Origin of the sequence: Streptomyces sp. NPDC050703, assembly GCF_040654435.1 — a bacterium.
In the GTDB taxonomy this organism is placed as follows: domain Bacteria; phylum Actinomycetota; class Actinomycetes; order Streptomycetales; family Streptomycetaceae; genus Streptomyces.
This window is the reverse complement of the sequence record NZ_JBFAHX010000010.1, coordinates 159,244-172,367: the sequence shown is the minus strand read 5'-3', so window position 1 is coordinate 172,367 and position 13,124 is coordinate 159,244. Positions and strand designations below refer to the sequence as shown.

The 13,124-nt window shown below is 73.5% G+C and carries 13 protein-coding genes; 9 read left to right on the top strand and 4 right to left on the bottom strand.

Features of this window, described 5'->3' with window-relative positions:
- Window positions 1-19 precede the first annotated feature (19 nt).
- Entirely contained in the window at window positions 20-1,207 is a 1,188-nt protein-coding gene (locus AB0I16_RS12820; protein ID WP_363249362.1) for an 8-amino-7-oxononanoate synthase, read from the bottom strand.
- A 120-nt stretch (window positions 1,208-1,327) separates the two neighbouring features.
- Between AB0I16_RS12820 and bioB the strand changes: the two genes are divergently transcribed.
- From bioB to AB0I16_RS12800, 4 genes are all read left to right on the top strand, one after another.
- A complete protein-coding gene (bioB, locus tag AB0I16_RS12815; RefSeq protein WP_363249360.1) occupies window positions 1,328-2,545 on the top strand; it encodes a biotin synthase BioB in 1,218 nt (405 codons plus the stop codon).
- Window positions 2,538-3,827, top strand: coding sequence for an adenosylmethionine--8-amino-7-oxononanoate transaminase (locus AB0I16_RS12810; RefSeq protein WP_363249359.1), 1,290 nt, complete (start codon window positions 2,538-2,540; stop codon window positions 3,825-3,827). The genes bioB and AB0I16_RS12810 overlap by 8 nt, the downstream gene beginning before the upstream one ends.
- A gap of 1 nt (window position 3,828) precedes the next feature.
- Entirely contained in the window at window positions 3,829-4,557 is a 729-nt protein-coding gene (bioD, locus tag AB0I16_RS12805; RefSeq protein WP_363249358.1) for a dethiobiotin synthase, read from the top strand.
- Window positions 4,558-4,693: 136 nt separating this feature from the next.
- Complete coding sequence (locus AB0I16_RS12800; RefSeq protein WP_363249357.1) at window positions 4,694-5,365, top strand: class I SAM-dependent methyltransferase; 672 nt, start codon at window positions 4,694-4,696, stop codon at window positions 5,363-5,365.
- A gap of 31 nt (window positions 5,366-5,396) precedes the next feature.
- On the opposite strand, the gene AB0I16_RS12795 is transcribed toward AB0I16_RS12800, so the two are convergent.
- Window positions 5,397-5,768 (bottom strand): fic family toxin-antitoxin system, toxin component, encoded by a 372-nt coding sequence (locus tag AB0I16_RS12795; RefSeq protein ID WP_363249411.1) that lies wholly within the window; start codon window positions 5,766-5,768, stop codon window positions 5,397-5,399.
- A gap of 4 nt (window positions 5,769-5,772) precedes the next feature.
- Window positions 5,773-6,066, bottom strand: a complete 294-nt coding sequence (locus AB0I16_RS12790; RefSeq protein ID WP_363249356.1) for a toxin-antitoxin system HicB family antitoxin — start codon at window positions 6,064-6,066, stop codon at window positions 5,773-5,775.
- A gap of 164 nt (window positions 6,067-6,230) precedes the next feature.
- On the opposite strand from AB0I16_RS12790, the gene AB0I16_RS12785 reads away from it, so the two are divergent.
- The 5 genes from AB0I16_RS12785 (at window position 6,231) to AB0I16_RS12765 (ending at window position 12,810) form a co-directional block, all read left to right on the top strand.
- Entirely contained in the window at window positions 6,231-7,067 is an 837-nt protein-coding gene (locus AB0I16_RS12785) for an ABC transporter ATP-binding protein (RefSeq protein WP_363249355.1), read from the top strand.
- Window positions 7,068-7,078: 11 nt separating this feature from the next.
- Window positions 7,079-9,643: an FtsX-like permease family protein gene (locus AB0I16_RS12780; RefSeq protein ID WP_363249354.1), complete on the top strand. Its 2,565-nt coding sequence runs from the start codon at window positions 7,079-7,081 to the stop codon at window positions 9,641-9,643.
- Between the two features lie 89 nt (window positions 9,644-9,732).
- A complete protein-coding gene (locus AB0I16_RS12775; protein ID WP_363249353.1) occupies window positions 9,733-10,158 on the top strand; it encodes a GNAT family N-acetyltransferase in 426 nt (141 codons plus the stop codon).
- A 310-nt stretch (window positions 10,159-10,468) separates the two neighbouring features.
- Window positions 10,469-11,800: a hemolysin family protein gene (locus tag AB0I16_RS12770; RefSeq protein ID WP_363249352.1), complete on the top strand. Its 1,332-nt coding sequence runs from the start codon at window positions 10,469-10,471 to the stop codon at window positions 11,798-11,800.
- The gene (locus AB0I16_RS12765; protein ID WP_363249351.1) at window positions 11,797-12,810 is read left to right on the top strand and encodes a hemolysin family protein; all 1,014 of its coding nucleotides are present in this window, start codon (window positions 11,797-11,799) and stop codon (window positions 12,808-12,810) included. The genes AB0I16_RS12770 and AB0I16_RS12765 overlap by 4 nt, the downstream gene beginning before the upstream one ends.
- A 33-nt stretch (window positions 12,811-12,843) precedes the next feature.
- On the opposite strand, the gene AB0I16_RS12760 is transcribed toward AB0I16_RS12765, so the two are convergent.
- Entirely contained in the window at window positions 12,844-13,095 is a 252-nt protein-coding gene (locus tag AB0I16_RS12760) for a holin (protein ID WP_363249350.1), read from the bottom strand.
- Between the last annotated feature and the right edge of the window lie 29 nt (window positions 13,096-13,124).

Sequence of the window (13,124 nt, the reverse complement as noted above, 5' to 3'; positions counted from 1 at the left end):
GAGCGGGGGCCGGAACGCCTCAGCGAGGCGCGGTGCGGCTGATCACCCCTACGGCATCGGCGATCTGTGTGCCGGTGAGATCCGCGCGAGCGGTCAGCCGCAGCCTCGAGATGCCGTCCGGTACGGACGGCGGCCTGAAGCAGCCGACTGCCAGGCCCGCGGCCCGGCAGTCGGCTGCCCAGCGCACGGCCTCCTCCGGCCCCGGCGCGCGCACGGAGACGACGGCGGCGTCGGGACGTACGGCCGTGAGCCCCTCGGCCGTCAGGCGGTCGTACAGCTCGGCGGCGACCTGCCGGGCCCGCGCGGCCCGTTCGGGCTCGCGGCGGAGCAGCCGCAGGGCCGCGAGCGCGGCGCCCGCCGCGGCGGGCGCGAGGCCCGTGTCGAAGATGAAGGTGCGGGCCGCGTTCACCAGGTGGTCGATGACCTCGGCGGGGCCGAGCACGGCGCCGCCCTGGCTGCCGAAGGACTTCGACAGGGTGAGGGTGACCACGGTGCCGGCCGCCCCCGCGAGGCCCGCGGCCCGCGCGGCGCCCCGGCCGCCGTCGCCCAGCACACCGAGCCCGTGGGCGTCGTCGACGATGAGCCCCGCGCCGGACTCGCGGCACACCGAGGCCAGTTCGCCGAGCGGCGCGGCGTCGCCGTCCACCGAGAACACCGTGTCGGAGACCACGACGGCGGGACCGTCGTGCGCGTCGAGCGCCTTGCGGACCGCGCCGGGGTCGGCGTGCGGCACCACCCGGGTCGTGGCGCGGGCGAGCCGGCAGCCGTCGATCAGCGACGCGTGGTTGCCCGCGTCGGAGACGATCAGCGAGCCGTGCGGGGCGAGCGCGGTGACGGCGGCGAGGTTCGCCGCGTAGCCGGAGGACAGCACGAGCGCCGCCTCGAAGCCGCAGAACTCCGCCAGTTCGCGCTCCAGGTCCTCGTGGAGCCGGGTGGAGCCCGTGACGAGCCGCGATCCCGTGGCGCCGCCGCCCCAGAGCCGGGCCGCCGCCGCGGCGCCCTCGGTGATCTCCGGGTGCCTGGTCAGGCCCAGGTAGTCGTTGCTCGCCAGGTCGAGGAGGCCCCCGGCGTCCGCGGCGCGCGGGCGCAGGGTGCGGACGAGTCCGGCCTCGGCGCGCAGCCGAGCCTGCTCGTCGAGCCAGTCGAACGGCGAACGCGTGGACGGCTCACGTACGGGGCCCGGCGCGGCCGACTCGTTTGTAGACATTGCACAGACCGTAGCCGTCCTGCCACCCGGGCAGGGTGTGGCGATACCCACACCTCAATCCCTTTCTGTTGTGCGAACCCTCCTTGGCCGGGGAGGCTGCGGTGCGTAAGGATCAGCGCCATGGATCTGCTGAACACGCTGGTGGACAAGGGGCTTCGGCGCGAGCTGCCGACCCGTGGAGAGGCGCTGGCCGTGCTGGCCACGTCCGACGACGATCTCCTGGACGTAGTGGCCGCCGCCGGGAAGGTGCGGCGGCAGTGGTTCGGGCGGCGGGTGAAACTGAACTATCTGGTCAACCTCAAGTCGGGCCTGTGCCCGGAGGACTGCTCGTACTGTTCGCAGCGGCTCGGCTCCAAGGCCGAGATCCTCAAGTACACGTGGCTGAAGCCGGACGAGGCCTCGCAGGCCGCGGCGGCCGGGGTCGCGGGCGGCGCGAAGCGGGTCTGCCTGGTGGCCAGTGGCCGCGGCCCGACGGACCGCGACGTGGACCGGGTCGCGCGGACCATCGCCGCGGTCAAGGAGCAGAACGAGGGCGTCGAGGTGTGCGCCTGCCTCGGTCTGCTCTCGGACGGGCAGGCGGAGCGGCTGCGGGGCGCGGGTGCGGACGCGTACAACCACAACCTGAACACGTCGGAGGCGACGTACGCGGACATCACCAGGACGCACACCTACGCGGACCGCGTGGACACCGTGCGGAAGGCCCACGCGGCCGGGCTCTCCGCCTGCTCCGGGCTGATCGCGGGCATGGGCGAGAGCGACGAGGACCTGGTCGACGTGGTCTTCTCGCTGCGCGAACTCGACCCCGACTCGGTGCCGGTGAACTTCCTGATCCCCTTCGACGGCACCCCGCTGGCCAAGGAGTGGAACCTGACGCCGCAGCGCTGTCTGCGCATCCTGGCGATGGTCCGCTTCGTCTGCCCGGACGTCGAGGTGCGCATCGCGGGCGGCCGCGAGGTCCATCTGCGCTCGATGCAGCCGCTCGCGCTGCACCTGGCCAACTCCATCTTCCTCGGCGACTACCTGACCAGCGAGGGCCAGGCGGGCAAGGCCGACCTGGACATGATCGCGGACGCCGGTTTCGAGGTCGAGGGGACCGAGCAGGCCACGCTGCCCCGGCACCGCGCGGACGCGGCGGGCTGCGGCTCCCACGCGGCGCGGACCGGCGGTGGCTGCGGCTCGCACGAGGAGAGCGGTGGCTGCGGGCCGTGCGGCTCGGCCGGGAGCGAGCCGGCGGTCGCGAGCGGGCCCCCGGTCGAGACCGCCCCCGCCGAGGCGCGCACGGATCTGGTGTCGGTACGCCGCCGGGGCGCGGGGACGGACCTGGCGCCCAATGCGTGACCTGTCCGCCGCCGAGCTGCACGAACTCGTCGAGCTTGACCGCCGCCACGTGTGGCATCCCTACGGCCCGATGCCGGGGCGTCAGGAGCCGCTGGTCGTGGCGGCGGCGAGCGGGGTGCGGCTGCGCCTCGCCGACGGCTCCGGCGAGCTGGTCGACGGCATGTCGTCGTGGTGGTCGGCGATCCACGGCTACAACCACCCCGTGCTGAACGAGGCCGTGCGCACACAGCTCGACCGGATGAGCCACGTCATGTTCGGCGGTCTGACGCACGAGCCCGCCGTGTCCCTCGCGAAGCGCCTTGTCGATATGTCTCCCGAGGGGCTCGAACACGTCTTCCTCGCCGACTCGGGCTCGGTCTCGGTCGAGGTCGCCGTGAAGATGTGCCTGCAGTACTGGCGTTCCCTCGGCCGCCCCGAGAAGCGGCGCCTGCTCACCTGGCGCGGCGGCTACCACGGCGACACCTGGCAGCCGATGTCCGTCTGCGACCCCGAGGGCGGCATGCACGGGCTGTGGCAGGGGGTCCTGCCGCCGCAGGTGTTCGCGGACGCGCCGCCGGACGCCTACGAGGAGTCGTACGCGGACGGGCTGCGCGAGCTGGTCGAGCGTCACGCGGGGGAACTCGCCGCGGTGATCGTGGAGCCCGTGGTGCAGGGCGCGGGCGGGATGCGGTTCCACTCCCCCGCCTATCTGCGCGTGCTGCGCGAGGCGTGCGACGCGCACGGCGTACTCCTGGTCTTCGACGAGATCGCCACCGGCTTCGGCCGCACGGGCGCGCTGTTCGCCGCGGACCACGCGCACGTCACCCCGGACGTGATGTGCGTCGGCAAGGCGCTGACCGGCGGCTATCTGACCCTGGCGGCCACACTGTGCACGGCGGGCGTCGCCGAGGGCATCTCGCGCGGCGAGGTCCCCGTCCTGGCGCACGGGCCGACGTTCATGGGCAACCCGCTGGCCGCGGCGGTGGCCGGCGCCTCGATCGACCTGCTGCTCGGGCAGGACTGGCAGGGCGAGGTCAAGCGCGTCGGGACGGGCCTGCGCGACGGCCTCGCCGAGGCCGCGGACCTGCCCGGCGTACGGGACGTCCGCGTCCTCGGCGCCATCGGCGTCGTCCAGCTCGACCACCCGGTGGACATGGCGGCGGCGACGCGGGCCGCGGTGCGCGAAGGCGTGTGGCTGCGGCCGTTCCGGGACCTGATCTACACGATGCCGCCGTTCGTCACGGACGACGACGACGTGGCACGCATCGCGCGCGCGGTCAGCGCGGCGGCGAAGGAGGGCTGACGTGACGGTGATCGTGGTGTCCGGTACGGGCACGGAGATCGGCAAGACGGTGACGACGGCCGCGGTGGCCGCCGCCGCCCTGGCGGCCGGGCGGCGCGTGGCGATGCTCAAGCCCGCGCAGACCGGGGTCGGCCCCGGCGAGCCCGGTGACGCCCAGGAGGTGGCACGGCTGGCGGGCGGCGGGATCACCGCCCTCGAACTGGCCCGCTTTCCCGAGCCGCTGGCGCCGGACACCGCGGCCAGGCGGGCCGGGATGGCGCAGGTGCGCCCGTACGAGGTCGCCGACGCCGCCGAGAAGCTGGCGGTCGAGCACGACCTCGTGCTGGTCGAGGGGGCGGGCGGGCTCCTGGTCCGCCTCGACGACGAGGGCGGCACGCTCGCGGACGCCGCGCGGCTCCTGGGCGCCCCTGTCCTCGTGGTGGCTCCGGCGGGCCTCGGCACCCTGAACACGACGGCGCTGACGGCCGAGGCCCTGCGGGCACGCGGGGTCCGGCAGCTCGGCGTCGCCATCGGGAACTGGCCGGCCGCCCCCGACCTGGCGTCCCGCTGCAACCTCGCCGATCTGCCGCGGGCCGCGGAGTCCCCGCTCCTCGGCGCGGTCCCGCAGGGCGCGGGCTCCCTCGAAGGCGCAGCGTTCCGCGCGGCGGCCCCCGGATGGCTCGCGCCCGAGCTGGGGGGCACATGGGACGCGGAGTCCTTCACGCGGCGCGAGGCACCGCGGGAGCGCTGAGAGAAGACCTGGTCGGCGTGGGTGCGCTGGGGTGAGATCGCTCGCCCCGGCGCACGGCTCACGGCTCCGGACGGGGGCAATCCGCGCCGCGGTTGGGCAGCATTGCGGTAACAGCTCGTCCCGCCGAGGAGGGCCCATGTCTCCGCGATCCGCCAGGACGGCGTCCCGGGACGCCGTGCACCACCCCGTCTTCGCCCGCTTCTACGCCCGTCAGAGCGTGGCCGCGGAGCCCGTGGTCTCCGTCTACCGCAAGGAGCTGCTCGCCGGGCTCTCCGGCCGGGTGATCGAGGTCGGGGCGGGCAACGGGCTGAACTTCGCGCACTACCCCCGTACGGTCTCCGAGGTCGTGGCGATCGAACCGGAGCGGCTGCTGCGGCAGCTGGCCGTGGAGACGGCACGGCACGCCGATGTGCCCGTCGACGTGGTGCCGGGTGCCGCCGAGGCGCTGCCCGTCAAGAGCGAGGCCTTCGACGCGGCCGTCGTGTCGCTGGTGCTGTGCAGCGTACGGGACGTGCGGCGGGCGCTCGGCGAGCTGCACCGTGTGCTGCGGCCCGGTGGCGAGCTGCGCTTCTTCGAGCACGGCCGGGCGCCCGGCGCTCTGATGGCGGGCGTCCAGCAGGTTCTGGACCGCACGGTGTGGCCGGCGCTGTTCGGCGGCTGCCACGTCGCGCGGAGCCCCCTGGACGCCCTGGTCGACGCGGGCTTCGAGATCGGTCCCCACCGGCGGTTCACGGTGCCGGCGAGGGGGCCGCGCATACCCTTCTCCTACTGCCTGATCGGCACGGCACGGCGGCCCGAGCTGTCCTGAGGCGCGGCGTGCGCCGTACGGGAGCCTCCGCTCACAGGCTCCACCGGCGCAGCTCGTCCGCGATGGCCCGCACGCTCGCACCATCCTCCTTCACCAGGCGCGCCAGGTCGCGCACCTGCTCGGGAGAGGTGACGACCTTGGTGCCGCTGGAGACGAGATAGGCGTAGGCGACGGAGGCGGCGAAGAGCGCGTTCGAGCGTTCGAGCGCGGGGATGTGCAGCAGGAGCTGGAGGAGCGCGGCGGCCCTGTCGTGCGGCGTCTCGTAGACCGGAACGCCGAATATCTCCGCCTCGTGCCGGCTGACGGCGGCGACGAGCGCGCCCCAGTCGGTGACGGCGGGGTCCCCCGGGGTCTTGTGCTCGGCGATCATCAGGAGCCAGGCAAGATCGATTCTGAGGTTCAACGGCTCAGCGGCGATCTTCACCGAACGGGCGTGTGGCGTCGTGCAGGGCGCGTACGGGAGTGTCGCGGACCGCGCGGCTGCCCTCGCGGTCCTGGCCGAACTCCTCGACGAAGACGCTCTCGTACTGCTTCATGAAGTCGGCGGCGGCCTCGACGAACGTGTGGCCCACTTCTCCTGCGTCCTGTTTCACGAGTTCCTCTATGTAGCGGTTGACGCTGATTCCCCGGGCCAAGGCGCGCTCCCTGGCGGCCCGAGCGGTGCCCTCGTCCACTCGTACGTTCAACTGGGTCTTCGCCATTCCTTCAAGCTAGCGCCGAGGTGCTATCAGGACAAGGGCGCCGGACAGTGCCCCTTACATGCGTCCCCGTCCCCGACCTCGGAGGGATACCGGAGACCGGGCGCGTCCCACTACTCTGCGCGCAGACACGGGAGTTGGAACGGCCACACACCAGGAGGCGGCCCTTGTCCACACCTGCTTCGGCTCCGTCCACCGGCCGCCCCGGGGCCGCCGGGACCGCCGCGCGCGCCCGCGGTCTCACCAAGGCGTACGGCTCGGGCGAGACGACCGTGCTGGCCCTCGACTCGGTCGACGTGGACATCGCGCGCGAGCGCTTCACGGCCGTCATGGGCCCGTCGGGTTCGGGCAAGTCCACCCTCATGCACTGCCTCGCCGGGCTCGACAGCGTGTCGGCGGGTCAGGTGTGGCTGGGCGACACGGAGATCACGGGGCTCAAGGAGCGGGAGCTGACCCGGCTGCGGCGGGACCGTGTCGGTTTCATGTTCCAGTCCTTCAACCTCATCCCCACGCTCAACGCCCTGGAGAACATGACGCTGCCGATGGACATCGCGGGGCAGCGGCCCGACCGCGACTGGCTTGAGCACGTCATCGACACCCTGGGGCTGCGGGACCGCCTCAAGCACCGGCCCGCGCAGCTCTCCGGCGGACAGCAGCAGCGCGTGGCGTGCGCGCGGGCCCTGGCGTCCAGGCCCGAGCTGATCTTCGCCGACGAACCGACGGGCAACCTCGACTCCCGCTCGGGTCTCGAAGTGCTCGGCTTCCTGCGCGAGGCGGTCGACCGACTGGGCCAGACGGTGGTCATGGTGACCCATGACCCGAGCGCCGCCGCCACCTCCGACCTGGTCCTCTTCCTCGGTGACGGGCGGATCGTGGACGACATGGCGCGCCCGACGGCGGACGGGGTGCTCGAACGCATGAAACGGTTCGACGCCCTGGGCGCGGTGCCGCCCGGCGCCCCCGGACCCTCGGCCGGCGACGACGCCGCCGCCGAGCAGGGCTGAGCGGGGCTGCCGTGCTGAAGGCGACGCTCAGGAGCTTCCTCGCGCACAAGGGCCGGCTCGCGCTCTCCGCCCTCGCCGTCGTCCTCTCGGTGGCGTTCGTGGCCGGCAGCCTGATCTTCTCGGACACGGTGAGCCGCACCTTCGACCGCCTGTTCGCCTCCACGTCGGCGGACGTCATGGTCGGGCCGCAGGACGACCTCGACGAGGCCGTGCCCTCGGGGCGGACCCCGACGGTGCCCGCGAGCCTGCGGGAGCGGGTGGCGGGGGTCGAGGGCGTCGCCGACGCGCACATCGACGTCTCCGTCGAGAACGTCACCGTCGTCGACAGCGGCAACGACCCCGTGAGCTCGACGACCGGCGCGCCGACCGTCGCCACCAACTGGTACGTCACCGACCGCAGCCCCGTGGAGCTGACATCGGGCCACGCGCCGCGCGGCGCGGGACAGGCGGTCCTGGACGCGGACACGGCGGACAGGAAGGGCGTGGAGATCGGCGACACCCTCACCGTCCTCGCCCGCCCCGGCTCCTTCGAGGTGGAGATCGTCGGCATCGCCACCTTCACCACCACCAACCCCGGCGCGGCCCTCGTCTTCCTGGAGACGGAGAGCGCCCAGCGCGAGCTGCTCGGCTCGGCCGAAAAGGCGACGAGCATCTCGGTGACCGCCGACGACGATGTCGGCGACACGGCCCTCAAGCGCCGCATCGCCGCCGAGCTCGGCTCCGGCCACAAGCTGGAGACCGCCGACGAACAGGCGGAGTCCGCCGCGTCCGACCTGGGCGGCTTCCTGGACGTCATCAAGTACGTGATGCTCGGCTTCGCCGGAGTCGCCGTACTCGTCGGCGTCTTCCTGATCGTCAACACCTTCTCCATGCTGATCGCCCAGCGCACCCGCGAACTCGGGCTGCTGCGCGCCCTCGGCGCCGACCGCGGTCAGGTGCGCCGCTCCGTGCTCGTCGAGGCCCTGCTGCTCGGCCTGGTCGGCGCCACGCTGGGGCTCGCCGCGGGCATCGGCCTCGCCCTGGGCCTCATCGAGCTGATGGGCGTCTTCGGGATGAACCTGAGGTCCACGGAGATGGTCGTGAGCGGGGCGACACCCGTGGCGGCGTACGTCGTCGGGGTCGGCGTCACGTTCGTCGCCGCCTACCTCCCCGCCCGCCGGGCCGCCCACGTCTCGCCGATGGCGGCGCTCGCCGACGCGGAGATCGCCGGGGTGGGGCGGCCGTTGCGGGTGCGGGCCGTGGTGGGCTCCGTCGTCGCGCTGGGCGGCGCCGCCGCGCTCGTCGGCTGCGCCGTCGCCGGGCGGACCTCGACGGCGGCGTCCCTGCTGGGCCTCGGCATCGCCCTGACCCTCGTCGCCACCGTCGTCGCGGGGCCGCTCCTGGTGCGGCCGGTGATCCGGGTGCTCGGCGGGGCGTTCCCCGCCGTCTTCGGACCGGTGGGCCGGATGAGCCAGCGCAACGCGCTGCGCAACCCGCGCAGGACCGGCGCGACCGCCGCCGCGCTGATGGTGGGCCTCGCGCTGGTCGGCGGCCTCTCCGTGGCGAGCGCGTCGATGACGAAGTCCTTCGACCAGCAGATCGACGCCACCCTAGGCGCCGACTTCGTCGTGCAGAACAGCAACTTCATGCCCTTCTCGCCGGAGGTCACCGACAGGGTCGAGGACATCGAGGGCGCCGGGCTCGTCGTACGCCAGCGCTTCGCCCCCGTCGAACTGTCCCTGCCCGACGGCGAGAAGGTCGAGACCACGGCCGCGGGCTACGATCCGCGGCTCGACGACGTCGCCAAGGTGACGTACGCCGAGGGGAGTTCGCGGGCCGCGCTGGCTCCGGGGCACATCGGCATGGACAAGGAGTTCGCGGCGGAGCACCGCGTGCGCGTCGGCGACGAGCTGCCCGTGGTGTTCCCGGAGAAGCGGAAGGCCACGCTGACGGTCGGCGCCCTCACCGACCAGGACGCGCCCGAGGGCTTCGGGGTCACGGGCGGGCTCTTCCTCGGGCTCGGCACGGTCGAGAAGTACGTGCCGGGCGGCCAGGACGCCGCCGTGTACGTCAACGCCGCCGCGGGGACGGACCCCGGCACGCTGCGCGAGCGCCTGGAGAAGGCCCTCGATCCGTATCCGCAGGTGCAGGTCCGCGACCAGGCCGACTACAAGGAGCTGATCCGCCGGCAGATCGCCGTGATGCTCTACCTCGTCTACGCGCTGCTCGGCCTCGCCATCGTCATCGCCGTCCTGGGCGTGGTCAACACGCTGGCCCTCTCCGTCGTGGAGCGCACCCGGGAGATCGGGCTGCTGCGCGCCATCGGACTCGGCCGGCGTCAGCTGCGGCGGATGATCCGCCTGGAGTCGGTGGTGATCGCCGTCTTCGGAGCGGTCCTCGGTCTCGCGCTCGGCCTGGTCTGGGGCGTCGCGGTGCAGCAGATCCTCGCGCTGCAGGGCATGAAGGAGCTGGCCTTCCCCTGGCCGACGATCGTGGCGGTGGTGATCGGCTCGGTGGTCGTGGGCCTCGCCGCGGCGCTGCTGCCGGCGCTGCGGGCGTCGCGGATGAACGTACTGGCGGCGATCGCGCACGAGTGAGGGCCGGGGGCCGCCGGCCGAGCCGGCACCGCCGTCCGCATCCTGGAAACGTCACGCGCCCCTCCCGCCCCGGTGCTGGGATGGTGCCCATGGACGATCTCCGGATACGGGCCGCCGAGCCCGGTGACCTCGACGCGGTGCTCGCCTTCTGGAAGGTGGCCGCCGAGGGGACCAGCATCAGCGACGACCGCGCCGGCGTGGAGCGCCTCGTCGGCCGTGACCCCGAGGCGCTGATCCTCGCCGAGCGGGGCGGGGAGCTGGCCGGGACGGTCATCGCGGGCTTCGACGGCTGGCGCTGCCACCTGTACCGCCTGGCCGTCCACCCCGGACACCGCCGCCGGGGCGTGGGCTCCGCGCTGCTCGCCGCGGCGGAGGAGCGCTTCGTCCGCCTCGGGGGACGGCGCGGCGACGCCATGGTCCTCGACCGGAACGCGCTCGCCCACCCCGCCTGGCGCGCGGCGGGTTACGCCCCGCAGCCCCAGTGGTCCCGGTGGGTGAAGCGCCTCGCGGACTGAGGCACCGGCCGGGCGTGCCGCATCCCAGGGACGGGGCCGGCCGGCGTGCCGCACCTCAGGACCGATCCGGCCCGGCGTGCCGCACCTCACGAACCGCGGCGCGGACGCACGCGCGGTCCGGGTACACGGGCGGGATGAGCAGCCTGCACCCACCGACGCACCAGCGCGGCTTTGCTGATCCTTTACCATGGAGTGGTCACCCGTACCCCCCGACCGAAAGGTGTGAGCGTCCGTCCATGGGCGAGCCCCCCAGTACCCGACATCGCGCGTTCCTCCCGCCACTGCCTGATCATGGGACGGAGGTGACCCGATGACCGAAGTGCTCCTGCTCCTCGTGGCGGTGCTGCTCTGCCTGGCCTGCGGCGTCTTCGTCGCGGCGGAGTTCTCCCTCACGACCGTCGAGCGCAGCGAACTCGAACGAGCCGTAGAACGCGGCGAGCGCGGCGCCGCCGGCGCCCTCAAGGCGGTCAAGAACCTCACCTTCCAGCTCTCCGGCGCGCAGCTCGGCATCACCGTCACCAACCTGGTCGTCGGCATGCTCTCCGAACCGTCGATCGCCAAGCTGATCGCGGGCCCGCTGCACGACATCGGCCTGCCCCGTTCGGCGGCGTCCTCGGTGGCCCTGGTCATCGGCACGGCGCTGTCCACGGTCTTCCTGATGGTCATCGGCGAGCTGGTGCCCAAGAACTGGGCGATCTCCTCGCCGCTCGCCATCGCCAAGCGCGTGGCCACGCCCCAGCGGCTCTTCAGCGCGGCGTTCCGGCCCTTCATCGCGCACCTGAACAACACGGCGAACCGTTCCGTACGCCGCTTCGGCATCGAGCCCGCCGAGGAGCTGGCCTCCGCGCGCGGCCCCAAGGAGCTCGTGGCCCTCGCCAGGCACTCCGCCAGGGAGGGCGCGCTGGAGGCGGACACCGCCGAGCTGTTCGTCCGTACGCTGAACCTCGCCGACCTCAGCGCGGAGAACGTGATGACGCCCCGCGTGCAGGTCATCGCCCTCGACGTGCACGCCACCTGCGAGGACGTCGCGAACGCCACGCGCGCGACCGGACTCTCCCGGTTCCCCGTCTACCGCGGCAACCTCGACTCGGTCGTCGGCGTGGCGCACATCAAGGACGTCCTCGCCATACCGGCCGAGCGCAGGCCGCGCGCGTCGGTCGCCGAGATGATGCGCGAGCCGCTGCTCGTACCCGAGTCGCTGACCGTCGACCGCCTGCTCGACCGGCTCTCCGGCAAGCGCACGATGGCCGTGGTCATCGACGAGTACGGCGGCACCGCCGGGGTCGCGACCCTGGAGGACATCGTCGAGGAGGTCGTCGGCGAGGTGCGCGACGAGCACGACCCGCACGAGACGCCCGACATCGCCACCGCGGGCACGGACGAGGACGGCAGGACGCTCTGGTCCGCCGACGGCGCCGCCCGCACGGACCAGCTCGCGCGGGTCGGCCTGCGCGCGCCCGAGGGGCCCTACGAGACGCTCGCCGGGCTCGTCGCGGCCGAACTCGGCCGGATTCCCACCGAGGGCGACAGCTTCGAGGTCGGCGGCTGGCGCCTGGTCGTCCAGGACGCCACGGGGCGGCGCGCGGCCCGCGTGCTGCTCCACGCCCCGCCGGCCGCCGATGAGCAGGAGGACGCCCGATGACCGCCATCCAGTTGCTGATCGGCCTGGCGACGCTCGTCGTCAACGCGTTCTTCGTGGGCGCCGAGTTCGCGCTCATCTCCGTGCGCCGCAGCCAGATCGAGCCGCACGCCGAGGACGGCGACCGGCGCGCCAAGAGCGTGATGTGGGGGCTCAAGCACGTCTCCGCGCTGCTCGCGGCGGCCCAGCTGGGCATCACGCTGTGCACCCTGGTGCTCGGTGTCGTCGCGGAGCCCGCCATCGCGCACCTCCTTGAGCCCGTGTTCGACGGGGTGGGCGTGCCGCACGGCCTGGTCCACCCGATCTCGTTCGTCATCGCGCTGACCGTGGCGACGTATCTGCACATGCTGCTCGGCGAGATGCTCCCGAAGAACATCGCGCTCGCGGAGCCGGTGCGGACCGCGCTGCTGCTCGGGCCGCCCCTGGTGGCGCTCGCGCGGGCGCTGCGGCCGGTGATCTTCGCGATCAACGCGTTCGCCAACGGACTGCTGAAGCTGCTGCGCGTGGAGGCCAAGGACGAGGTGTCGGCCAGCTTCTCCGACGAGGACCTGGCCCGCATGGTCAAGGACTCCGGTGACGCGGGTCTGCTCGACGACCGCGCGCAGGAGCGGCTGCACGACGCGCTGGAACTGGGCCGCCGCCCCGTCAGGGACGTGGTCCTGCCGCTGGAGGACGTCGTCTACGCGCGCGTGGGCGTCACTCCCGAGGGCCTTGAGCGCCTCTCGGCGGAGTCCGGGTTCTCCCGCTTCCCCGTCGTCGACGCGGGCCGTCGCATCGTCGGCTACCTGCACGTCAAGGACGCGCTCGACCGGATGCCGCGGGACCTGCCCTTCCGGGTGCCCGACATGCGCAAGATCGCACAGGTGCGCGAGACGACGCCGCTGGACGACGTCCTGACCGCGATGCGCGGCACCCGTACGCACGTGGCCGCCGTGCTCGGCTCCGACGGCCGCCTGGCCGGCATGGTCACGATGGAGGACGTGCTGCGCGAACTGTTCGGCCAGCCCGTCTGACACCCGGGCACCGTCCGGCGGGCCGGGCCGGCGTCACCCGCGTGGTGGCGCCGGCCCGGATTCCAGGGGCCGCTCCGTGAGGCCGGGGCCCTTCGCTCCGGCCTCGGATGCGCCGATCGCCGTCAGGACGGCGAGGAGCGCGGCGAAGCCGGCCGTCGCGAGGGCGGCGCCCCACGCGACGTCGAGGAGACTGGTCGCCCCGGCGGCCAGCACGGCGGCGAGCGCCTGCGCGAAGGTGCGGAGGGCGCGTTCCGCGGTGGCTTTCCAGAAGGCTGCGGTCCACATGGCGGCTCGCTCTCTCGCGGTGACGGCGT

Coding starts and splice junctions, on each gene's coding strand:
- AB0I16_RS12775 (WP_363249353.1), top strand. CDS start 9,733: ATGGACGATCTCCGGATACGGGCCGCCGAGCCCGGTGACCTCGACGCG.
- AB0I16_RS12765 (WP_363249351.1), top strand. CDS start 11,797: ATGACCGCCATCCAGTTGCTGATCGGCCTGGCGACGCTCGTCGTCAAC.
- AB0I16_RS12760 (WP_363249350.1), bottom strand. CDS start 13,095: ATGTGGACCGCAGCCTTCTGGAAAGCCACCGCGGAACGCGCCCTCCGC.
- AB0I16_RS12770 (WP_363249352.1), top strand. CDS start 10,469: ATGACCGAAGTGCTCCTGCTCCTCGTGGCGGTGCTGCTCTGCCTGGCC.
- AB0I16_RS12800 (WP_363249357.1), top strand. CDS start 4,694: ATGTCTCCGCGATCCGCCAGGACGGCGTCCCGGGACGCCGTGCACCAC.
- AB0I16_RS12790 (WP_363249356.1), bottom strand. CDS start 6,066: ATGGCGAAGACCCAGTTGAACGTACGAGTGGACGAGGGCACCGCTCGG.
- AB0I16_RS12810 (WP_363249359.1), top strand. CDS start 2,538: ATGCGTGACCTGTCCGCCGCCGAGCTGCACGAACTCGTCGAGCTTGAC.
- bioB (WP_363249360.1), top strand. CDS start 1,328: ATGGATCTGCTGAACACGCTGGTGGACAAGGGGCTTCGGCGCGAGCTG.
- AB0I16_RS12820 (WP_363249362.1), bottom strand. CDS start 1,207: ATGTCTACAAACGAGTCGGCCGCGCCGGGCCCCGTACGTGAGCCGTCC.